Raw genomic sequence first — 22,254 nt, 5'->3', positions numbered from 1 at the left:
TATAACCTAAAATACAAAAGAAACGGTCTTGTATTAAATTAAAAGATAAGCGAAACGTTTTAGGGATTTTTCGTTGAAATTATCTAGATAGATCCATGGCCATTCTCAAATAAAGTACCTTTTGGATTACTGAATAAAAACTTAAACATGAAGTTAAAACCAAAGACGGTACTTAATTTAATTGTACTATTTGTTTTAGTATTTTCCCAAACGTTGGTTATTGCCCAGGATGAGGTTAAACCTAGGATTTTCGTATTAACAGATATAGAAGCTGATCCAGATGATACGCAATCTTTGGTAAGGTTACTACTATATTCAAATCAGCTAGAAATTAGAGGGTTGGTGGCCACTACGTCTTGCTGGCATAAAAATGAGGTAAATCCAGAATCGATTAGAAAGGTGCTAGACGCTTATGATAAGGTAAGGGACAACCTTTTAAAACATGAAAAAGGTTATCCTACCAAGATGGATTTAGTGGCGAGGGTTAAAACGGGGCCTGCAAAATATGGTATGCTGGGAGTAGGTAAGAATAAAGCTAGTTCTGGCTCTCGGTTATTGGTAGAAGAACTAAAAAAGAAAGATGAAAGGCCCTTGTGGGTTTCGGTCTGGGGTGGTGTTAACGTCTTGGCGCAAGCGTTACATGATTTAAAAGCGACTACACCTGAAAATCAACTTAGAAAAATAGTAGATAAAATACGAGTTTATACCATTTCTGATCAAGACGACTCTGGTGTATGGATTCGAAAGAATTTTCCAGATTTGTTTTATGTGGTAAGTCCTGGAGACAATTATAGTTCTGCTACCTGGACCGGAATTAATGCGGTAGTAAAAAACTGGGACAATACTACTATAAGTAATACATGGCTGGCCAATAATATACAGCAAAACCATGGCCCACTGGGTGCGGTTTATCCAGATGTTAGCTGGGGTGTAGAAGGAGATACCCCAGCATTTTTAGGGCTAATACCAAATGGATTAAACCACCCTGAAAGGCCAGATTTTGGTGGCTGGGGAGGTAGGTATACCTTTTATAAACCAAAATTTGAAGGGCGTAAAAGGGGGAGTTCAGGAGTGCCTTTTGAGCCGGAAACTAGAAAAATTTGGACAGATACGGTGGATACGTATAAACCATATTTGTTTTCTAATTACGGTAGAAACGTAAAACCGGATTCTACTAAGTATAAAGGAGGTAAGGTTTCCATTTGGCGATGGCGAGACGAGATACAAAGCGATTTTGCTGCGCGCATGGATTGGACTATAAACTCCTTTGCCGAAGCAAATCACCCACCGGTGCCGGTTTTGAACCATCCTACGGAGCTTATTGTAAAATCTGGACAGGGATTTGGTTTGGATGCAAGTAAATCCTATGACCCGGACGGAGATAGCCTAAGTTATTTATGGTTTGCTTATAAAGAGGCTGGTAGTTTTGGTGGCGAATTTAAAATTGGCGAACCGGGTAATTCCCACACAGCATATGTGGTTGCACCTAAGGTTAAGCAAGAGGTGACCATTCATATCATCCTCAAATTAACAGATAAAGGAACGCCAGCTTTAACCAGGTATAAAAGAATTATAGTTACGGTTGTGCCCTAAATAAAAATTACGGAGCTAAAACAGCTTCACGGTGATTAATACCCCAAGTAACCAGTTGGTCCAATACGGTTACAATTTTATTTATATCTTTTTGGTATTGTGTTTTTAGAAATAGGACTATTTTAATAGTAAGCTAAGTCCAACTTAAGAAGTCGTGCTTTTTTTGTTGGCAATCGTAAAATACCCTTAATTATGGTTAGCTAATGTTTTTAAAGAATTAAATTAGCAAGGACCATAAAAAAGGAGATTACTATTGTTCCGAAACAGATTTATACTTAAGCTAGTTAAAACGTTATTGTTTTCTTTAATTGTTACGTTGGTTCTGGTTTTTATAGCCAATTTTTCTATTGAAAAAAATGCTGACGGTAAAACTTATGATACTATAGAAAACTTGCCTGCCAACCACGTTGGTTTGGTTTTGGGTACTTCTAAATACTTAAAAGCAGGTGGTGTAAATCCATATTTCAAATTTAGAGTAGCTGCTGCGGTTAGACTATATAAAGCAGGTAAAATAGCATACGTTTTGGTAAGTGGTGATAATGGTAGTAAATACTATAATGAACCTTCGGAATTTAAAAAAGAATTGATAAAAGGAGGCGTTCCTGAAGACAGGATTATATTAGATTATGCCGGGTTTAGAACTTTAGATTCCGTAGTTAGGGCAAAAGAGGTTTTTGGGCAAGAGCGTATAACTATAATTTCTCAGGCTTTTCATAACGAAAGAGCAATTTACTTGGCAGAGAAGAATGGTTTACAGGCAATTGGGTATAATGCAAAAGATGTAAGCGTTGCAGCCGGACTTAAAACACAGGTAAGGGAGTATTTTGCACGTACCAAGGTTTTTATTGATATCTTATTTGGTGTAAAGCCCAAATTTCTTGGTAAACAAGAAGCTATTCCTGATTCTTCCAATTCCAATTAAATTAAAAATTTCCTAATTATTCCTGTGATTTTACCATATTAATCGTAATATTGCAATATAACAATCAAACAATGGGTTTAGCCAAAACAGAGATATTTACCGAAGAGCAAAATAAGATAGCCTTATTTGCAAAAGTTTTTGGACACCCAGCTAGGGTAGCCATTTTACAACATCTATTTAAAATAAACGCTTGTGTTTGTGGCGATTTAGTAGATGAAATAGGTTTGGCACAACCTACCATATCACAACATTTAAAGGAGCTTAAAAATCTTGGGCTTATAAAAGGAAATGTTGAGGGTACCAGTGTTTGCTATTGCATAGATGAAACCAATTGGAAACATATGAAAATGTTGATGAACGAATTTTTAAATCAAGATTTACAGACAAATAGTTGTTGCTAAAAAAATTTAATCACATTAATCGTAATAATACAATAAAAGTAGAAGTATATGACACTAAAAGAAGTTAAAACGGCATTACAGGGTTTAGAAACCACTGCTTTTGAATTGCCTAACGGAAACTTGGTTCCGAGGCATTTTCATGTTACCGAAATAGGTAAAGTTAGTAAGCACTTTATTGATTGTGGCGGTACGGTAAGAACGGAAGAAATGGTGAACTTTCAATTATGGAACGCAGACGATTATGATCACAGACTGCATCCAGAAAAGTTGATTCATATTATTGAGCTTTCCGAAAAAACCTTGGGCTTGGCCGATTTAGAAGTTGAGGTGGAATTTCAGGGTACAACTATTGAAAAGTATAGCTTGGAATTCAACGGAAAACACTTTCTATTAACCAGCAAGTTCACAGATTGTTTGGCAAAAGACAATTGCGGTATTCCAGAAAGTAAACCTAAAGTTAAATTATCAGAAGTACAAGCAACGGGCGGTTGTAACCCTAATTCCGGTTGTTGTTAAATCCCTAATTAAGTGTATCGAAACCATGTTATTATTCAACACATTACAAAATTTTGTAGCGCAATTAGCTACAACTGATATTTCGCCAGAACGTAAAGAAGTATTGCAACCTTTAATTAGTTACATACAAGCTAATAAAGATGCTAACAAGCCTATTCGTTTAAATCTAATTTGTACCCACAACTCTCGTAGAAGTCATCTATCTCAAATTTGGGCCCAAACTATGGCGTACTATTATAGTGTAGCCAATGTTTATTGTTATTCTGGTGGTACCGAGGCAACAGCCATGTATCCTAAAATAGGAGAAACCCTTGTTTTTAATGGTTTTACGGTTAACAAATTATCTACGGATGATAATCCTGTATATGCTATAAAGTATGCCCAAAATGAGCCAGCGGTAATTGCATTTTCTAAAAGAATGGATCATGAGTTTAATCCAACCGCGGAGTTTGCGGCTATCATGACCTGCTCACAGGCGGATCAAGGTTGCCCTTTTGTGCCGGGAGCCGAAAAACGGATCCCCATAACCTATGAAGACCCAAAAGCTTTTGACGGAACCCCAGAACAAGATAAAATGTACAAAGAGCGTAGCAAACAAATTGCAACGGAGATGAAGTACGTATTTTCTCAAATTCAATAAAATGGTGCAGAAAAAACTAAGTTTTTTAGACAAGAATCTCACCTTATGGATTTTTGTAGCTATGGCAATTGGTGTGGGTATAGGTTATTTTGTGCCTACATTTCCATCGGTCATAAATTCCTTTAGTAAAGGAACTACAAATATTCCAATTGCAATTGGCCTAATATTAATGATGTATCCACCCCTGGCAAAGGTTAAATATGCTTTGTTGCCAAAAGTATTTAAGAACACCAAGGTTTTAACGGTATCATTAGTGCTTAATTGGATAGTTGGCCCTGTTTTAATGTTTGCGTTAGCGCTAATTTTTTTAAAGGATTACCCAGAGTACATGGTAGGGTTAATCTTAATTGGCTTAGCTAGATGTATTGCCATGGTGTTGGTCTGGAACGATCTGGCGGATGGTAGCAGCGAATATGGAGCCGGGCTAGTAGCGTTAAATAGTATTTTTCAAGTATTTGCCTATAGTTTTTACGCTTGGTTGTTCATTACAATTTTACCACCATATTTTGGTTTTAACGGGGCAATCGTGGATATTTCTATTGCTACCATTGCGGAAAGTGTAGCTATTTATTTAGGAATTCCTTTTTTAATGGGGATTCTTAGCAGGGTAATTTTGGTAAAAGCAAAAGGGGAACAATGGTATGAAGAAGCATTCTTACCTAAAATAGCCCCGTTAACCTTAATTTCCTTGTTATTTACTATAGTTATTATGTTTTCTTTAAAAGGAGAATTAATAGTGCAAATTCCAATGGATGTAGTGCTTATAGCAATACCCCTGTTAATTTATTTTACCTTAATGTTTATCATTGGTTTTTTTGTAACCAAAGGTATGGGGGCTTCCTATGATAAAACAGCTGCGGTAGCCTTTACTGCTGCTGGCAATAATTTTGAGTTGGCCATTGCGGTAGCTATTGCTGTTTTTGGCTTAAACTCTGGTCAAGCTTTTGCTGGGGTCATTGGGCCTTTGGTAGAAGTGCCAGCCTTAATTCTTTTGGTAAAAGTAGCCTATTGGTTTAGAGGTAAGTATTACAATAGCGCAGCAACCTAAAATTAATTCTTTTTTAGTAACTTAAAAACCAGAAGAAAAGCGCATACGTCCATACACATGGGCGTATTCGTGTTTTTGGACACCAACTAAAAACCAACGTTCTAATGACTCAAGAGGAGTTAAATAAGCTAAAAATTGAACTATCCGTTAAGGCCAAGAACGGATTGGATTTTATTTTATCCGCAACAGTGATATGGTGTGCCATTACAATTATTTGGACGTTAGATTTTACAAGTTATTCTAAAAGTGTTTTTACGTTAATGCTTAGTGGAATAATGCTGCCTCTTGCTTTTGGTTTTTCTAAACTAAGTAAGACCCAATGGAGAGTTCCTAATAATCCGTTACAACCATTAGGTTTGTGGTTAAACCTAGCACAACTGTTATATTTTCCATTATTGATTTTAATTCTAACCACTATTCCAGATTATTTTTTATTTGGCTATGTGGTAATAACAGGTGCCCATTTTTTCCCCTACGCTTGGTATTATCAGGAGAATGGGTATGCCATCTTGGGAGGTGTTATCTCTTTTGGTAGCTTATTTCTATCATTTTATTTAGCACCGGAAAACCAATATTGGATTGGCGTTTACATGGTTTTTTGCTTATTAATCTTGGCTTTAGGGTTGTACACTTCTTACCAAAAGCGAAAAAAGTATTGAAATTTACCGGCAGAACTATCTAAGTGGTTGATATTTAATTATTTTTATAGATAAACCACTGATTTATAAGACCATGACCTTTAATAAATTAAACTTACTTACTCTTTGGATACTTTTACTTAACTACGGTTTTTTACAAGCCCAAACCAGTTCTAACTTTGAGTTGAATACTAATGAATTGTATTATGCGGAGGTATATGACAATATCTTTAGGGGGCATTTTGAGCATGTGGAAATAGCCCCGGAAAGTTCTGAGTTTACGTCTATTTTTCATCTATACCTAAATACTTTTGGTAAACAATGCCCTTCTTATTTGCCAGAAGATAAAGTGAAAATTATGAAAAAAGTATGCGCAGAAGAGCGTGTAGAAACTAATGTTTATGGCATGGAACTATCCAGAAACTGTATACGGTGGGAGTGGGTTTGGACGGGATTGTATGCCAAGCCAGATTTATATGCAGCTAAGGTGGATTTAGAAAATAGAATGCGCGGAAAAAGTTTGGAACTCTTACATGACATGATCATGGATGACAACAAAATGGGTAACACTGTAGATATGGCGCATAAAGCAAAGGGTTTAGCCTTGGATATGGCCACATTCTTTACACAAAATGAATGCAATAGTAAAGCGGTCATCAGATTTGAAGAAAATATGAAAAGGTATGCCCTAGGGCAGAAAAGTATACGAATGAAAGAAGTTAGCAAATACACGCTAGCAAAAGAAAAGGGCGGGCCAACGGGGACACAGGATTTTGCCAAGTTGTTGGATGATTTGATTAAAGATCAAGCCAAAACCTGGATGATGAACAAATACATAGGTGGTAGCGTAACCAATGTAAAAGTGCCTGCTAAAGATGCCAATGGAAAACCTCTGGAAGTTTCTGCAAACTATAAATATAGCGGGTGGGGAAATGGAAATGGCGCTGTGCGGGTTACTTTTGTAAACGGGTTGCCTAATTGTATTTATTTTGCAGACTTTCCACAAAATTGTAAGAAGCCAAATGCCACAATTTTAGCAACATACACGCAAGGAAAATATGCCGAGTAAACTTATTCTATTTTAAAAACAGCAGCTGTTTTTAAGTTATTCGCTTTTGGGTAGGTTATTTCTAATCCTTGCTCCGTTTGCTGCCATTTAATAGTTTTTTTATAACCCAACAGGCTCACGTTTGTAATTTTTTTGTGCATTGCTTTATCAGATTTAGTACCCAGTGCTTTGATTAGGACTTTTTCATTTGCTTGCGGTATGGACATGGTAAAAGCAAACAAGGCACCTTCCTTACCCTTTGTAAATCTAATATCTTGTGGGGTAAAATTAAATTCAGCGTGTTGTTTGCCCAATTTTCCTCCAGGAAGCATTTTTAATTTTCCGTTTACAATTTCACCTTCTCCTGGAATCTTCCATGCATGACTGCCATAAACGGCTTCTCCGTTTATTTTCATCCATTTGCCTACTTCTTTAAGCATATTGGTACTTCCTTGGTCTAAAGAACCATCCGGTAGAGGAGAAATACAAACCGCTGCGTTGCCATCTCTAGCAATGGCCTCAATTATATAATGAATCATCATACCAGAATCATATGTAAAATCTGGTGCATAGTACCAATCGCCAACAGGTACCTCTGCAATCCAAGGTTCATGGTCTTTTGTTTTTTCAGGAACACCAAATTCTTCTGTAGTTACCGTGCCATTGGTTTTATTTCTAAACTTTACTACGCTAAATTTATCTAGATACCCGTGTTTTTGTAAGGATTGGTTGTAGTAGTAAGCAATTACTCGTTGCATGGCATCTGCTTTAATTCCTGTTCCCGTACCACTACCACTAAACGGTTTTTGGTCAGTACCATCGGTATAAATAAAATCGGGATCATATTTATCTATGGCATCCATCATACGTAATGCCCATTGGGTGGTGAACCATTTGGCATAGGGTATATGGTTGCTATAAATACCAGGTTTTGGAGGAGACCAAGCAGAATAGGCCGCATCGGTTACCCCTTTATATTCCCTTAAGCTTATTCCATACAATTGTCTTGGGTCTAGGCCATCCCACCAAAGTCCTTTACCATCTTCCGGTTTTAAATTACCATCATAGGGTACCCCTTTAAAAGCACCCGTTCTATCACTGCCAAAAGCAGTTTGCCACCACCACCAAGTATACTCATGCTGAAAGGTAATACCATAGCGCATATCCAATGCCTTACAAGCCTTTGCCCATTCTCCAATAAGGTCTCTTTTGGGACCCATTTTAACAGAATTCCAAGGGTGGTAATAAGAGTCCCATAAATCAAAATTATCATGGTGTACCCCTTGCAGTATTAAAAATCTAGCACCAGCATCCTTATAGATTTGGGTGAGTTTTTTAGGGTCTAGTTTTTCTGGGTTCCAATCTTTTAAAACGTCTTTATAACCATTTTTAGATGGGTGACCATGATTTTTTAAATGGTTTTTGTGGGCTAGGGTACCGTCTACATAAAGTTTACGTGCGTACCAATCGCCGCTAGCACCAGAAGCTTGTGGCCCAAAATGAACCCAAATACCAAATTTGGCATCTCTTAGCCATTTTGGTTCTCCTGGATAATTTTCTTCAATAGAACTCCAAGTTGGCTTAAACGGACCATTACCCACCGGAACCTTATTTAGTTTTAATTCTTCAAATTGGTCAATGGCCCCCATGAATACGGAGTTTTCGGTTTTAGGTGCGGTTATTTGAGGAATTGGAGGTAAAGAATCTGGTAAATATTTTGAACGTGTTTGCGCTTGGGAAAAAGCTAATGTAAAAATAATAGCCAATAGCAATATTTTGTTTGTTTTCATATCGTAAATAAAGCAATAAAAATATATGTGTCAATATAACACTTTATATTTGAAATTTACAATTGTAGGTTTATTTTGCTAACGGGATGGCCGTATTGTTTAAGTAAGTACGTATAAGTATCTGGTTCGAAAACCTTTTTGCCTTTACCAACTAAAACAATCTAGATAGGTTTACCGTTATTTGTTAGATTGAAAAGACACTTTAGTTTAAACAAACCGGATTAGTACATGGCTTTTGCAATTAAATGGTTCAATTCTGGGGTTTATGTAAACCATTATGGTAAGGTTTTTGTATCGGATATCCATAAAACGGATAACTTATTATATAGTGATGAACGTTTCAATTCTATTGCGTTCCAAATTTATGATATGACCGGGCTAACCGAAGTTTTAGAAGGCGAAAAAGAAATAAAAACTATTGTGGGTTTTGACATGGGGGCCACTTTTTGGAAAAATAAAATGAAGGTTGCAGTAGTTTCAGATAGTAATCCTATGGTAGAAGAATTGTACTATGTGTATAAAGAGGGTATGGCCCATACCTCATGGGAAATTAACTTATTTAAAACATTAGAAGAGGCCAAAAATTGGTGTGGTTTACTTCAAGAAAACTTTTTGGACCAATAGCAAATAGCATAGTATCTTGTAGGTCTATTTAAATCTAAATAGATTAAATAAACAAGACTCTAAAAAGATACCAAATGCGACCAAAACCAACCCAAACAGTATTCTTATTTAAATGGAATACAACACTAATCTTATTACTTTACTTAACAGGTCTTTTTATTACGGCTACCACATATTCACAAAAGCCTAAAGAGAATATAACCCATATAGATAAAATGCAATGGTTCAAAGATGCCAAATTAGGTATTTTTATACATTGGGGTTTATATGCAGTAAACGGTATAGATGAATCTTGGTCTTTTTATAACGGCTATATTTCGCATCAAGATTATCTTAAACAAAAAGAAGGGTTTACGGCCCGTAATTACAATCCACAGGCTTGGGCAAAATTAATAAAGGATAGTGGTGCCAAATACGCGGTAATAACGGCCAAACATCATGACGGTTTTGCGTTATGGGATTCTAAACATAGTACTTTTAATGCCAAACAAGCTTCTGCTGCTAAAAAAGATGTATTATCACCATTTGCCAACGCACTCAAAAAACAAGGTGTTAAACTGGGAATCTATTATTCTTTACCAGATTGGTCTTTTAAAGACTACACACATTTTACTAGGGATAGTATTAGGTACACAATACAATCTAACCCTAAAAGGTGGCAAAATTTTCTGGATTTATATCAAGGCCAACTTAAAGAATTGGCTACCATATACAATCCAAGCCTATGGTGGTTTGATGGGGATTGGGAACATACAGCAGAAGAATGGCAGGCTAAAAAAGTGCAACAATTGTTGCTAAATGCCAACCCCAAAACCATTATTAATAGTAGACTTAAAGGATATGGTGATTATGCCACGCCAGAACAAGGAATGCCAATTGCCAAACCAAAGGATAATTATTGGGAACTTTGTATGACAACCAACAATTCTTGGGGATATCAAAAAAATGATAATGATTATAAGACCACCCAACAACTAATAGGAATTTTTACGGACGTAATTAGTACAGGAGGTAATTTGCTTTTAGATATAGGCCCAAAAGCAGATGGAACAATACCAAAAGAGCAAGAAGCTCTTTTAAAGGAATTTGGTAGATGGACTGCAAAACACAAAGAAGCTATCTATGGAACCAAGGCGGGCATACCTAAAGAACATTTTTACGGACCTACCACTTTATCCAAAGACGAAAACATTTTGTATTTGTTTGTAAAGGGTAATCCTGGGGGTGAGGTAGTTTTACGCGGCCTAAAAAGTAAGATTAACAGAATCTGGGTAGTAGGTGAGGGCACCAAGCTTCAACATAAAGTGGTTAGCAAACAATATTGGAGCCAATATCCAGGTATAAAATATATTCAAGTTCCAGATTATGTTTTAGACGCTGAGTTTACCGTTCTGGCAGTTCTTTTAGATGGAAAAGTTGATTTGTATAGGGAAGAAGGTTCTGTAATAGAAAGTAACTAATGCTGTAAACAATTTTCTTATAAATTATGGTAAATACTTTTATTCTTAAGGGTTAAGAATCTTAGATGTTAATTAAGCGTTAAAAAAAATTCTCCGGTTTATCGAAAATTTACTCATAATTGGTTAAAATAGAGTATCTTGCCATGCTCCCCCGGCAAATTGAATTTATAAAAGACCTTAATCAATCTTTTGAACTGATTATTTAGTGACCAATGGCCGTTGTATTTAACCCCGAAACCAATGCTATAGAGATAGAAGATAAAGAACGTACCCAATATTTTCTTATCATCGGTCTAATGCTTATTAATTTATTTAACGCTACTGTAAATCTGTATAACACAAAAGACAGATTAGGAGTCCTCTCTTTTATTTGGGTTTCCTTATTACTTATATCTATAGGTGTTTTATTGTTCTACGTGTTTAAGAAAACAACGGTAAATAGTATTCCACTAGATCGTATAAAAAGGCTAAGACAACGTAGCCTACTTGGCAAAACTTGGTATAGCCTAGAATTAAAGAACGGTAAATGTAGGGATTTACAAGAACTGCATTCTAAAGTAGAGCTTTTTCAAGTAAGAAAAATGTTATTAGGTTTGGGGGTTAGTGAATAGTTTTATTGGTTAAATAAAACAATAATAATTGATTTACCGTCCTTAGCAAACAAGCATTTTCTACGTTACATTTTTATAGTTCTTTAACTTTACCATAAACCATTAACAATTCTAAAATGTTACCAGAAAAAAACCAACTACCAGTTGGTAAAGATTCATGTATAAGCTGTGGCGAAATACATAATACACCCTATTGCCCAACTTGTGGGGAAAAAAAAGAAGTTTCTAAAATAACCTTGAATAGTATAACGGAAGAGGCCATTTCATCTTTTATAGAAATGGATCGCGGCTTTCTATACAACATCAAAACCATGTTATTTTCTCCAAAAACTTTGGTTAACGACTATTTAAGAGGTAAACGTAAAGGTGTTTTTAATCCAATAACTTTTTTAGTAGTATGTATTACAATTTATTTAATCATAGAAAGTAGCATTCCCAGTATTTTTAATTTTTATGAACCAAATCCTAATGGTTACAAAGAACAATCAGCTTATAAATTTGGAGTGCAAATAGGAATATTCATCAGAAATAATTTCAAATTTATATTTGTGCTTTGTATGTTTCCATTGGCCTTAGCAACAAAAACCATTTTTTCAAAATATAATTATTGGGAAAATATAGCAATAGCGGCATTTATTCTTGGGCAAAGCATTTTAATATCTGGTTTGGTGTATTTACTAACCGGATTTGTGTTGCTGTTTAACCCTTTTCTCTATTTGTCCATTGCTTGGTATACTTATGTAATTTTTAAAACAGAGCATAACCAAAAAGACATGTGGATTCTAACCTTCACCTCTTCTTTTTTATTTGGTGTTTTGATAATTGCCGGCCTCGGTATTATAGGGATGATACTCTCGATTTTTAACTAAAAAAAAGACGAACATAACTGTTCGCCTTTTCCAATTTTGAGTTAGCATGGTTTATGGCATAACCACGGTATCTATAGCATGTATAACACCATTTGCAGCAGCAACATCTGTCATTATTATTGTAGATGTACCACCTTTGGCATCGGTCAAGATTACGTTTTCACCATCCATGGAAGCGGTAAGGGTTGCACCTTGTACGGTAGTAATGGTAAAACTTCCATTATTATCCTTAATAGCTTTTACAACATCTGCAGCTTTATAATTACCTGCTACTACATGGTAGGTAAGTATGGCTGTTAAAGTGTCTTTGTTTTCTGGCTTTAACAAATCAGAAACCGTGTTTTCTGGCAGCTTTTCAAAAGCTGCATTGGTTGGGGCAAACACCGTAAACGGTCCATCACCATTTAACGTTTCTACCAATTCTGCAGCTTTAACCGCAGCTACTAAGGCGCTAAAGTTTTCGTTACCAGCAGCTACCCCAACAATAGTAGGCGCATCTTTGCTCGTAATCACCTTTTCTGCCTCTACCTTGGCTTCAACAGTGTTGTTTTCCTTTTTTTCTTTTTCTGTACAAGCTTGTACACTTAAAACTCCTCCAAGAAGAAGCGCAGTAAATAATAACTTTTTCATTTTCATTTTTTTTATTATTCAAGATTACAACAAATAGGAATTCAAAATGTTTAATAAAAACATAAAAAATTTAAACAAAATTAATTTTAACAGTTTTGTTGGAGTAAACCTTAATTAAATATTAAATAAATGAGTTCATTTTTTTGTTTCTAAACAAGTGTTTAGTTTTGTTTGTAGATATGGCTAGAAAAAAACAATACAGTAAAGATGAGGTCACTGAAAAAGCCATGCAGCTTTTTTGGAGAAATGGTTATGAACGTACCTCTATGCAACAATTAGAAAGCGAAATGGGAATAAACAAGTTTTCTATATACGCTGCATTTGGTAGTAAGGATGGTGTTTTTTTGGCAAGTTTGGAATTATATCAGAAAAAATTAAACAAGTTGCTAGACCAATTAGCAAATGGACCGCAGACCGTTAAAGCCATAGAAAATTACTTTTATAATTTCATAACCTTTAGTAAGGATAAAAACTTTTGTAAAGGGTGTTTAATAACCAATACGGCGAACGAATTTAGGGAAGATGCTAACCAAGCTATATTAAATGAACTAAACCGTTTTGTAAATAAAGTACGTAACCTTTTTTACAACATTTTAAAAGTTGAGGAAAAAGATCTAGCGTGGACCAATGAAAAGGCAGACTATTTAATTGTAGCCATGTTTGGGTTATCATCTGCTAGTAGGGTTTTTAATGCTAAACAATTAGATACGTATATCAAAAACATCTTTAAGAATATCTAAAAAATTTTTAATTTAAACTAAACGAACGTTTAGAAATATAAATCATAAATACAAGTAAGATGCAAACAGTAGAAAAAGAAAAAACATTTACCATTTACTCCTTAGAGACCGCTCCAGAAGCCAGCAAGGATTTGTTAGACGATTCTAAACAGGCCTATGGTTACGTGCCAAATTTACATGGCGTTTTAGCGGAGTCTCCAGGATTGTTGGAGGCTTATAAAAATATCCACACCTTATTTGAAAATTCCTCTTTTAATAAAGAAGAACTAACAGTGGTGTGGCAAACAATTAATGTTGAGCACAAATGTCATTACTGTGTACCTGCCCATACCGCTATAGCAAAAGCTATGCAAGTAGATGAGGCTATAATTGAAGCGTTGCGAAATAAAACGACACTAGCAGATTCTAAGCTAGAGGTATTGCGTGATACTACCTTGGAGATTGTTAGAAATAGAGGAGAACTATCGCAAGAAGTACTAAACAACTTTTTTGAAGCCGGTTATAACCAGAGACATTTATTGGATATTATTTTGGGTGTATCCCAGAAAGTAATAAGTAACTATGTAAATCACATAGCAGAGACACCTTTGGATAAAGGTTTTCAAAAATATGATTGGAAGGCAGAATAACCTGCTAAACTTCAATCTTAAAACAAGTTAGCTTGTAATTTTGAATGAGGGGCAACTCAGTCTTGATACAACTGGGTTGCCTTATTAAAAAACAAACCATGGAAAATAAAATTGCCATACCCAAGGTGCTCTTTTTTGATGTAAACGAGACGCTGTTAGATTTAACTCCTATCAAAACCAAAATCACATCCTTATTTAATGGAGATACGGATAAGGTATCACACTGGTTTTCTTCGTTATTACATTATTCTTTAGTGGTTTCTGCAACCGGAGATTATCACCATTTTGGGAAAATTGGCGCTGTAACCTTAAAAATGCTGGCAACAGAGCAAGGAATTCCACTTGCTTTAGAAGATGCAAAGTTAATTGTAACCCAAGGTTTTAAACAGTTACCAGCTCATGAGGAGGTTACAAGTGCTTTATCTTTATTAAAAAGTAGCGGATATACGTTGGTTGCGCTATCCAATTCTGATGCGGATACGTTAGAGGGGCAATTACAATATGCACAATTAACTAATTATTTTGATGCGCAATTGAGTGTAGAAAAAATAGGCTTGTTTAAACCGCATAGTAAGGTTTATGGTTGGGCTGCCTTACAAATGGGAGTAGACCCTAAAGATACCTTATTATTAGCGGCACATGGTTGGGATGTTGCAGGTGCCATACAGGCCAATATGCGCGCTATATTTATAGCCCGTAAGGGCAAACATGAGTTTCCACTGGCACCAAAGACAGAAAAAACGGTACAAAATTTAACCGAAGCTGCAGCTTATTTAATTGAATTAAAATAAAATTTAAGTATTTCTTTATCTCCTAATTCTTCCGTTGAAATAGTTTTTTATAGAAAATACTCCACTATTCCTCTAATTTTTTACGGATTTTACTTACATTCGGTATTCTTTGTTAATACTTTGGTAGTCAAACATTAAAAACCAGACCAAATCATTAGACACTCATGCAGAATACTAAAATGAACTACTTATTGCTCTTTTTAGCAATGTTATTAAATACCTTAAGTTTTGATTTTGCTACGTTTAGTTTTAGTTCTTTTAAAACGTGGTTATTTTTAATTGCGTTTGTTCTATTGCTTTTTTGCACGTACAGATTGGTAATTGATGATACCAAAACCCGATGAAACCATTTATAAGCCTTACGGTATTGTTTGCTGTGGTGTTGTTAGCATGCAATAGAAAAGTAAATACACCAACCTATTTAAAAAAGGAAAAGGTAAGAACATATTTTAAAGGTTTTAATTCAAAAAATTATAATCTAATAAATCCGTTATTTAAAGATAGTATATCTATTACCGAAGGGGTTGAGGCTAAATTTACCACGGCTTCGTTTTATGAGCATTTTAAATGGGATTCGGTTTTTAACACCCAGTATACAATTAAAAATTTATCCGTAACAGATAGCGTAATAATAGCAAGAATTGCAGCCAAATCTGAACGTAATGCCTTTTTAGAAAATAACCCACTTAGTTGCGATTGGTCCTTTTATTTTAAGGACAGTTTAATCTATAATATAACCATTGGCGATTGCCCAGATGCTAATTGGTCTAAATGGGAACAGAAAAGAGATTCTTTGGTAGTTTGGACAGCAGCTAATTATCCGGAGTTGGACAATTTTATTAACGACTTATCTGAGAAAGGGGCACAAAAATATGTGCAGGCCATGCGTCTTTACAAGGAAGATAAAAACCAGAATTAGCGGATGTTTAATAAATCACTAGCAACATTAAATAAAAAAATAAGTGCTGCTTTTATGATACTTTATACATAAACTAACCTGTTGTGGCCAGCTTCAAAATAAGTAAAACTACTTAATATTACAGTCCATAGTTATTTAAATAAGAACTAACTTGGATAAGTAAAAGTTTATGCTATGGCCGTAAAATTCAAAGAGCAACAAAAGTTTACCCAGTGGTGGTTATGGGTATTGCTCATTGGCATAGGAATAAGAATTGCATATGGCGTATACCAACAATTGGTATTAAAAACAGATTTTGGTAATAACCCTATGTCTAATGACGGCCTTATTATTTTTGCTGTCTTATACGGATTATTGCTCTTGTTTTTTTATAGGTTAAAGCTAACGGTTACAGTATCCAATTTATATTTAACCATACGTTTTTTTCCGCTTATCAAACGTCAGATATCCATTTCAGAAATTCAAGAAGCAAAAGCCAAAAAGTATGGGTTTGTTGGGGGTTGGGGAATTAGGTATTGGACTAAATACGGCACAGTGTATAACGTTAAGGGTAATAATGGGGTAGCCCTTAAACTTAAAAATGGCGACCGCTACTTAATTGGGTCGCAACGAGCAAAAGAGTTGGAACACCAACTCTTAAAGCTGGGTGTACCAACAACATCGTAATCTAAGAACGTTCTACTTCAGATTCGCTTTTAAGTACTTTATCGCCATCTTCTTGTTCAATAAAAAGTGCCTTATCATTTTCAGAACCTTTACGGGTTACTTTGTTACCGTTAATGGTCTTAGAAACGTCTTTGGTGTATGTTTCTATAACTTTTCCGGTGGCTGTTCCATTTCCCCATTTCCATTTTACCTTGGTACCTTCTCTTATCATAATTTTTTTATTCTAAAGTAAATTATTACTTCCGGGTTGGGGTGCCCATTTGTGATAAAATAGAATGCAAAAGCTTAAATACGAGTTGGAAGGTGTCTTTAAAAAAAAACATTTAACATATCAAACACCTTAAAAATTTTGATAGTACATAAATATTCCTATTTTTGGTAAACCAAACTGGTAAACCAATTTAAGATGAATAACACTAAACTGCTGCAACATTTAGTTATTCTTCTAGTTTTGGCTGTATTTACGGCTTGTAAACAAGAAGATTCCCCAAAAAACTTAGTCCATTCCGTAGAAGAATTTAATAAAGCCGTAGCCCAAGCTAAGCCGGGCACGGTTATTACCTTAGCTAATGGAGTATGGCAAAATGCGGAATTGCTTTTAGAAGGTAATGGTACCCAAGAAAATCCTATAACTTTAACCGTAGAAGAAAAAGGCAAAGTAACGTTAGAAGGGCAATCTAATTTAAGAATGGCCGGTACCTATTTACATGTAGAAGGCTTGGTATTTAAAAATGGCTATACCCCAACTACCGAAGTAATTTCGTTTAAAAAGGATAAAAATAATCTAGCACATTATTCTAGATTAACCGAATGTGTAATTGATACTTACAATAATCCTGAACGGCATGAGCCGGATACATGGGTGGCTATTTATGGTAAGCATAATAGAATAGACCACAACCATTTACTTGGTAAGCGCAACCGTGGCGTAACCATGATCGTTAGGTTAAATACAGAAGAGAGTCAACAGAACGAAAATCAAATAGACCACAACTATTTTGGACCAAGACAAAATTTAGGTTCAAATGGAGGTGAAACTCTACGTATAGGTACTAGTCATTATTCATTAACGGATTCTAAAACCGTGGTTGCTTCTAATTATTTTGATAGGTGCAATGGCGAGCATGAAATAATATCCAATAAATCCGGAAAAAATATATACAAAGACAACGTTTTCTATGAATGTACGGGTACGCTAACCATGCGTCATGGTAGCGGAACGCAAGTACTAGGTAATGTTTTTATTGGTAACAATAAGCCAAGTACAGGTGGTATACGTGTAATAAATGGTCAACAAACCGTGAAAAACAATTATGGGGTTGGTTTAACAGGTTACCGTTTTAGAGGTGCTTTTGTTATTATGAACGGTGTTCCTAACAGTCCTATAAACAGATACCACCAAGTAGAAGATGCAACTGTAACCAATAATACGTTTATAGATTGTGATCATATTCAGTTGTGTGCGGGTAGTGATGCCGAGCGTAGTGCGGTGCCGGTAAATTCGGTAATGCAGAACAATGTTTTTTATACTACGGACAAGAAAAATCTTTTTACGGTATATGATGATATAAATGGCATTACGTTTAAAAACAATATCATAAGCCCCAATACAACACCAATAACAGAAAACGGATTTGTTCAGAAAGAATTGGAGCTTAAGGCCAATTCAAACGGATTATTAATGCCTGTTGAATTACCAGAAGGAGTTGGTGCTAGCTTAAGCGAAGATTTAGCTACTAAAGAAAATACGGGTGTTAGCTGGTATGCCAAAAATGAACTTGATGTTGCACTTAATTCTGGTAAGACCCTAACTGTTGCTCCTGGCCTAAACAGTTTGGTAGAAGCGGTAAATACTGCTAATGCCGGAGATGTTTTACAACTAGAGGCAGGAGGTGCGTATCCAAACACAAAAACCATAATAGTAGATAAACCTATAACCATTATAGGCGCTAAGGACAACAAGCCAAAGCTTTATTTTGAAAAGAAATCGCTATTACAAATAGATAATGGTGGTAGCCTTTCCTTATCCCATTTGGTGTTTAATGGAGCGGATTCTCCGGATAGAACAGGTAATTCCGTAATTACAACAAGCAAGTACAGTATGAACAAAAATTACAAGTTGTTCATAGCGGGTTGTGAATTTGTGAATCTAGATGTAAACCATTCTTATGATGCTATTAGGGTGTACAAGAATACATTTGCAGATACCATAAGTATTAAAGATTCTAGCTTTAAAAATGTAACGGGTCATATTATGGCCTTAGACCGCGAAACGGACGATATTGGTATTTACAACGCAGAATACGTTATTTTAAAGAACAATTCTTTCACGGATATAGGAGGTGCCGCTCTTCGTTTGCACAGAGGGGGTAAGGACGAAAGTACTTTTGGTCCATTTTTAGAAATGGAACACAATGTGTTGGATAATGTAGGGTATGATAAAAGAAACAAATATGAGGCTGCGGTTTCGTTATATGGAGTACAGGTTATAACTATTGCCAACAACATATTTACTAAAACTAAAGGAATTAATACGCATTTGGTAGTTGGGGAGCCAATTGTAAATGTTGTTAATAACGCCTTCTATGCATCGGACAAGTTAACCGTTACAGGAGATCAAAACTATAACGCGGCAAATTTATGGGAGTTAGCTCCTCGCTTTAAAGATAAAACCTATAGTTTGGAGTCAAATTCTCCCTTAAAAGGAAAAGGGACAGATGGTAACGATTTAGGTTTATTAAAATAAAAGGTAGCAATCCATGATTATTTTGTCCAGTTTAAAAGTTCGTCTCCTATCTTTTTTATTCATAACCGTTATATCGTTAGCTGCTCAGGAACATCCTAAATTGATACTCACCAAAGCTGGCGTAGAAAAGATTAAAAGCCAATTAGGTAAAGTGCCATTGATGGACCAAGCTATTGCAGCTGTCAAAGCTGAGGTAGATGCTGCAATAAATCAACCTATAAACTTACCAGTTCCTAAAGATTACTCAGGGGGGTATTCTCATGAAATGCACAAGTTAAATTATAGGCTTATGCAAAAAGCAGGTGTGTTGTACCAAATTCTAGAAGACGATTCTTATGCTATTTACGTACGAGACATGCTAAAGGCATATGCCTCACTTTATCCCACTTTGCCTGTGCATCCTAAAGAACGTTCCTATGCTAGGGGAAAGTTATTTTGGCAGTGCTTAAACGATTCTAATTGGTTGGTATATACCAGTCAAGCTTATGATTGTATCTATGAATTCTTAAGTAAAAAAGAGCGTAAACATTTGGAGAAACAATTGTTTAAACCTTTTGCAGATTTTATTTCTGTGGAAAATCCTCAATTTTTTAATCGTGTTCATAACCATAGTACTTGGGGTAACGTAGCCGTTGGTATGATTGCTTTAGTTATGGAAGACGAACAACTGCTACAGCGCGCATTATACGGAATTAAGGATGTAAGTTTAACCAAAGGTTTAAAAGATGATGATGGCGGTTTTATTTTGGAGCCTGGGAAAAAAGCAGGTTTTTTTGCCAATTTAGATGAGCCTTTTTCGCCAGATGGATATTATACGGAAGGGCCTTATTATCAGCGCTATGCCATGTATCCTTTTTTAGTTTTTGCTCAGGCTTTACAAAACGTAAAACCAGAATTAAAAATTTTTGAATACAAAGACGGACTTCTAGTTAAGAGTGTATATGCCCTATTGCAATTATCGGATATGGACGGAGATTTTTTTCCCATAAACGACGGTCAAAAAGGTATGTCCTATTACAGTGGATCTTTGGTAAACGCTGTAGATATAGCATACTATTATGGTAATAAAGACCCAGAATTACTTGCCATTGCAGAAAAGCAAAATACGGTAGTTTTAAACGATGCAGGTTTAGCGGTAGCCCAAGGCATTGCACAGAACAAGGGTATATCTTTTATAAAAAGAAGTATTGATTTAAAAGATGGGCCCAACGGAGAACAGGGAGGTATTGCTGTACTTAGGCAGGATGGAATAGAGGTAGTTTTTAAATATACCGCACAAGGCCTTAGCCATGGCCATTACGATAAACTATCATTTTCTATGTATGAAAATGGGGAAGAAGTAATACAAGATTATGGCCTTGCACGTTTTGTAAATATTGAACAAAAAGGTGGAGGTAATTATCTAAAAGAAAACAGTACTTGGGCCAAACAAACCATTGCACATAATACTTTGGTGCAAGATGGTGCCGCTCATTTTAATGGAAAGTATGAAGTGGGTAGTAAAAACCATTCCAATCATTATTTGTTCAGTAGCAAGGATTCAACCGCACAGGTAGTCAGTGCAGTAGAGCAAAATGCTTATCCGGGCACCTATATGCAAAGAACTATGGTTATGTTAAAAGACAGTAGTTGGCAAAAACCAATGGTTTTAGATGTTATGGAAGTTAAATCAGATAGTACGCATACTTATGAACTACCATTTTATTACTTAGGTCAATTAATGACGTTAAATCAGCCGTATAAAACGGAAGCCCAATTGAAACCGTTAGGAACAAAAAATGGTTACCAACATTTGTTCAAAGAAGCGGCTAGCCCGGTAGCGGAAGAAAATGTAAAATTCTCATGGCTGGCTAACAATAAATTTTACACACTAACCACAGTGGCATCTGCTACAGATAGTCTCATTCTGGCCAGAATAGGGGCTAACGACCCTAATTTTAACCTTAGAAGAGACCCAACACTTATCCTAAAAAAGCAAAACGTAGCAGATGCATTTTTTGCCAGTGTATTAGAATCCCACGGTAGTTACAGTCCGGTTAGTGAGTTGGCAGTAAACGCAACCACTTCGGTAAAGCAAATAACGCTACTTTACAGAGATCAAGATTATTGGGTAATAAAATTAGAGCTAAAAGAAGATGAAGATAAAATTGTGGCTTTTTCTTCTGGTAACGCAAATAAGAATACAAAGCATAAATTAAATGTAAAAGGTAGTGCCATAAGCTGGCAAGGACCTTTTGCAATAATCAATCTAAAATAACAAAGGATGAAGTCATTTGGAGCAAGTAAAGAATTTTTATTGGATAAAGACCAAGAGTGGGAAACGGTTGGGGAAGGCGTAAAACGTAAGATTATGGGTTACGACGATAAAATTATGCTGGTAAAAGTACATTTTGATGAAGGAGGTATTGGGTACGAACACGAGCATTATCATTCCCAAACAACTTACGTTGCTAGTGGAGAGTTTGATTTTACCATAGGCGGGGTTAAACAAACCGTAAAAGAAGGAGATAGCGTATACATTCCGCCAAACGTGTTGCATGGGGCCGTATGCACTAAAACCGGAATTTTAATAGATGTTTTTAGCCCTATTCGAGAAGATTTTATGGAGTAGGGAAGTAGACTTTTAAAATTTTATCAAATCAAGAAATTTTAAAGCATAATTTGTTAAATAGTCATTTTTAATTAAAAAAATTATAAAAATGATTTTTAGTTAACATATCAATAACTTATATTTGGTAAACCAAATTGGTAAACCAGTTTGGGTCACCAATTAAAAATCAACCTATGATGATAAGTTAATAGCATAAAAAAAGGATAGGTGCACGCCTATCCTTTTGGAATATCACTTCTTTCGGAGGGAAGTAATACGACAGAGTACATCGCTGTAACCCTGAATTACAAAACTAAACAATTCATTTGGAATTTTAACTGCAAAAAGGGTCATGGTGGATTTGAACAACTAACTGCTAATGC

The 22,254-nt window shown here is 35.5% G+C and carries 23 protein-coding genes; 20 read left to right on the top strand and 3 right to left on the bottom strand.

All coding sequences use genetic code 11. From position 1 onward, the window contains the following. Positions 1 to 147 precede the first annotated feature (147 nt). From ACXAGS_RS13650 to ACXAGS_RS13615, 8 genes are all read left to right on the top strand, one after another. Entirely contained in the window at positions 148 to 1,593 is a 1,446-nt protein-coding gene (locus ACXAGS_RS13650) for a nucleoside hydrolase-like domain-containing protein (RefSeq protein ID WP_474907521.1), read from the top strand. Positions 1,594 to 1,888: 295 nt separating this feature from the next. Continuing rightward, on the top strand, positions 1,889 to 2,515 hold the full coding sequence (locus ACXAGS_RS13645; protein WP_474907520.1) for a SanA/YdcF family protein: 627 nt from the start codon (positions 1,889 to 1,891) through the stop codon (positions 2,513 to 2,515). Positions 2,516 to 2,586: 71 nt separating this feature from the next. Then, positions 2,587 to 2,916 carry an ArsR/SmtB family transcription factor gene (locus ACXAGS_RS13640; protein WP_474907518.1) on the top strand — a complete coding sequence of 110 codons (330 nt, stop codon included), beginning with the start codon at positions 2,587 to 2,589 and terminating at the stop codon, positions 2,914 to 2,916. Between the two features lie 48 nt (positions 2,917 to 2,964). Beyond that, positions 2,965 to 3,432 carry a DUF6428 family protein gene (locus ACXAGS_RS13635; protein WP_474907516.1) on the top strand — a complete coding sequence of 156 codons (468 nt, stop codon included), beginning with the start codon at positions 2,965 to 2,967 and terminating at the stop codon, positions 3,430 to 3,432. A gap of 25 nt (positions 3,433 to 3,457) precedes the next feature. Continuing rightward, the gene (locus ACXAGS_RS13630) at positions 3,458 to 4,072 is read left to right on the top strand and encodes an arsenate-mycothiol transferase ArsC (RefSeq protein ID WP_474907514.1); all 615 of its coding nucleotides are present in this window, start codon (positions 3,458 to 3,460) and stop codon (positions 4,070 to 4,072) included. Between the two features lies 1 nt (position 4,073). Beyond that, complete coding sequence (gene arsB, locus ACXAGS_RS13625) at positions 4,074 to 5,120, top strand: ACR3 family arsenite efflux transporter (RefSeq protein WP_474907512.1); 1,047 nt, start codon at positions 4,074 to 4,076, stop codon at positions 5,118 to 5,120. 104 nt (positions 5,121 to 5,224) lie between these two features. Next, complete coding sequence (locus ACXAGS_RS13620) at positions 5,225 to 5,779, top strand: DUF7010 family protein (protein ID WP_474907510.1); 555 nt, start codon at positions 5,225 to 5,227, stop codon at positions 5,777 to 5,779. Between the two features lie 73 nt (positions 5,780 to 5,852). Next, positions 5,853 to 6,827 carry a hypothetical protein gene (locus tag ACXAGS_RS13615; protein ID WP_474907509.1) on the top strand — a complete coding sequence of 325 codons (975 nt, stop codon included), beginning with the start codon at positions 5,853 to 5,855 and terminating at the stop codon, positions 6,825 to 6,827. A gap of 2 nt (positions 6,828 to 6,829) precedes the next feature. Here ACXAGS_RS13615 and ACXAGS_RS13610 read toward each other — a convergent pair whose 3' ends face one another. Next, positions 6,830 to 8,596: an alpha-L-fucosidase gene (locus ACXAGS_RS13610; RefSeq protein WP_474907507.1), complete on the bottom strand. Its 1,767-nt coding sequence runs from the start codon at positions 8,594 to 8,596 to the stop codon at positions 6,830 to 6,832. A gap of 228 nt (positions 8,597 to 8,824) precedes the next feature. On the opposite strand from ACXAGS_RS13610, the gene ACXAGS_RS13605 reads away from it, so the two are divergent. The 4 genes from ACXAGS_RS13605 to ACXAGS_RS13590 all read left to right on the top strand — a co-directional run bounded on the left by ACXAGS_RS13605 (position 8,825) and on the right by ACXAGS_RS13590 (position 12,160). After that, positions 8,825 to 9,220, top strand: a complete 396-nt coding sequence (locus ACXAGS_RS13605) for a hypothetical protein (RefSeq protein ID WP_474907505.1) — start codon at positions 8,825 to 8,827, stop codon at positions 9,218 to 9,220. A 74-nt stretch (positions 9,221 to 9,294) separates the two neighbouring features. Further along, positions 9,295 to 10,680, top strand: coding sequence for an alpha-L-fucosidase (locus tag ACXAGS_RS13600; RefSeq protein WP_474907504.1), 1,386 nt, complete (start codon positions 9,295 to 9,297; stop codon positions 10,678 to 10,680). A gap of 212 nt (positions 10,681 to 10,892) precedes the next feature. Continuing rightward, positions 10,893 to 11,291: a hypothetical protein gene (locus tag ACXAGS_RS13595; RefSeq protein WP_474907502.1), complete on the top strand. Its 399-nt coding sequence runs from the start codon at positions 10,893 to 10,895 to the stop codon at positions 11,289 to 11,291. A gap of 116 nt (positions 11,292 to 11,407) precedes the next feature. After that, positions 11,408 to 12,160: a DUF3667 domain-containing protein gene (locus ACXAGS_RS13590; RefSeq protein ID WP_474907501.1), complete on the top strand. Its 753-nt coding sequence runs from the start codon at positions 11,408 to 11,410 to the stop codon at positions 12,158 to 12,160. A 51-nt stretch (positions 12,161 to 12,211) separates the two neighbouring features. On the opposite strand, the gene ACXAGS_RS13585 is transcribed toward ACXAGS_RS13590, so the two are convergent. Then, the gene (locus ACXAGS_RS13585; RefSeq protein ID WP_474907499.1) at positions 12,212 to 12,790 is read right to left on the bottom strand and encodes a fasciclin domain-containing protein; all 579 of its coding nucleotides are present in this window, start codon (positions 12,788 to 12,790) and stop codon (positions 12,212 to 12,214) included. Between the two features lie 179 nt (positions 12,791 to 12,969). On the opposite strand from ACXAGS_RS13585, the gene ACXAGS_RS13580 reads away from it, so the two are divergent. The 5 genes from ACXAGS_RS13580 to ACXAGS_RS13560 all read left to right on the top strand — a co-directional run bounded on the left by ACXAGS_RS13580 (position 12,970) and on the right by ACXAGS_RS13560 (position 16,535). Continuing rightward, positions 12,970 to 13,530: a TetR/AcrR family transcriptional regulator gene (locus ACXAGS_RS13580; RefSeq protein WP_474907497.1), complete on the top strand. Its 561-nt coding sequence runs from the start codon at positions 12,970 to 12,972 to the stop codon at positions 13,528 to 13,530. Positions 13,531 to 13,589: 59 nt separating this feature from the next. After that, positions 13,590 to 14,159 carry a carboxymuconolactone decarboxylase family protein gene (locus tag ACXAGS_RS13575; protein ID WP_474907496.1) on the top strand — a complete coding sequence of 190 codons (570 nt, stop codon included), beginning with the start codon at positions 13,590 to 13,592 and terminating at the stop codon, positions 14,157 to 14,159. 98 nt (positions 14,160 to 14,257) lie between these two features. Beyond that, complete coding sequence (locus ACXAGS_RS13570) at positions 14,258 to 14,950, top strand: haloacid dehalogenase type II (protein WP_474907494.1); 693 nt, start codon at positions 14,258 to 14,260, stop codon at positions 14,948 to 14,950. Positions 14,951 to 15,290: 340 nt separating this feature from the next. Then, entirely contained in the window at positions 15,291 to 15,869 is a 579-nt protein-coding gene (locus ACXAGS_RS13565; RefSeq protein ID WP_474907493.1) for a hypothetical protein, read from the top strand. Between the two features lie 174 nt (positions 15,870 to 16,043). Then, positions 16,044 to 16,535, top strand: coding sequence for a hypothetical protein (locus ACXAGS_RS13560; RefSeq protein WP_474907492.1), 492 nt, complete (start codon positions 16,044 to 16,046; stop codon positions 16,533 to 16,535). A gap of 1 nt (position 16,536) precedes the next feature. Here ACXAGS_RS13560 and ACXAGS_RS13555 read toward each other — a convergent pair whose 3' ends face one another. Continuing rightward, positions 16,537 to 16,746: a hypervirulence associated TUDOR domain-containing protein gene (locus ACXAGS_RS13555; protein WP_474907490.1), complete on the bottom strand. Its 210-nt coding sequence runs from the start codon at positions 16,744 to 16,746 to the stop codon at positions 16,537 to 16,539. A gap of 195 nt (positions 16,747 to 16,941) precedes the next feature. Between ACXAGS_RS13555 and ACXAGS_RS13550 the strand changes: the two genes are divergently transcribed. The 3 genes from ACXAGS_RS13550 to ACXAGS_RS13540 are packed head-to-tail and all read left to right on the top strand — an operon-like array spanning position 16,942 to position 21,892. Beyond that, positions 16,942 to 19,281, top strand: coding sequence for a polysaccharide lyase 6 family protein (locus ACXAGS_RS13550; RefSeq protein ID WP_474907489.1), 2,340 nt, complete (start codon positions 16,942 to 16,944; stop codon positions 19,279 to 19,281). Positions 19,282 to 19,294: 13 nt separating this feature from the next. Next, positions 19,295 to 21,538, top strand: coding sequence for an alginate lyase family protein (locus ACXAGS_RS13545; protein WP_474907487.1), 2,244 nt, complete (start codon positions 19,295 to 19,297; stop codon positions 21,536 to 21,538). Between the two features lie 6 nt (positions 21,539 to 21,544). Further along, the gene (locus tag ACXAGS_RS13540; RefSeq protein ID WP_474907486.1) at positions 21,545 to 21,892 is read left to right on the top strand and encodes a cupin domain-containing protein; all 348 of its coding nucleotides are present in this window, start codon (positions 21,545 to 21,547) and stop codon (positions 21,890 to 21,892) included. Positions 21,893 to 22,254 lie beyond the last annotated feature (362 nt).

Source organism: Croceivirga sp. ABH4_376 (assembly GCF_056160685.1).
Note: the sequence above shows the minus strand (reverse complement) of the source record. Positions and strands in the feature narration are given on the sequence as shown.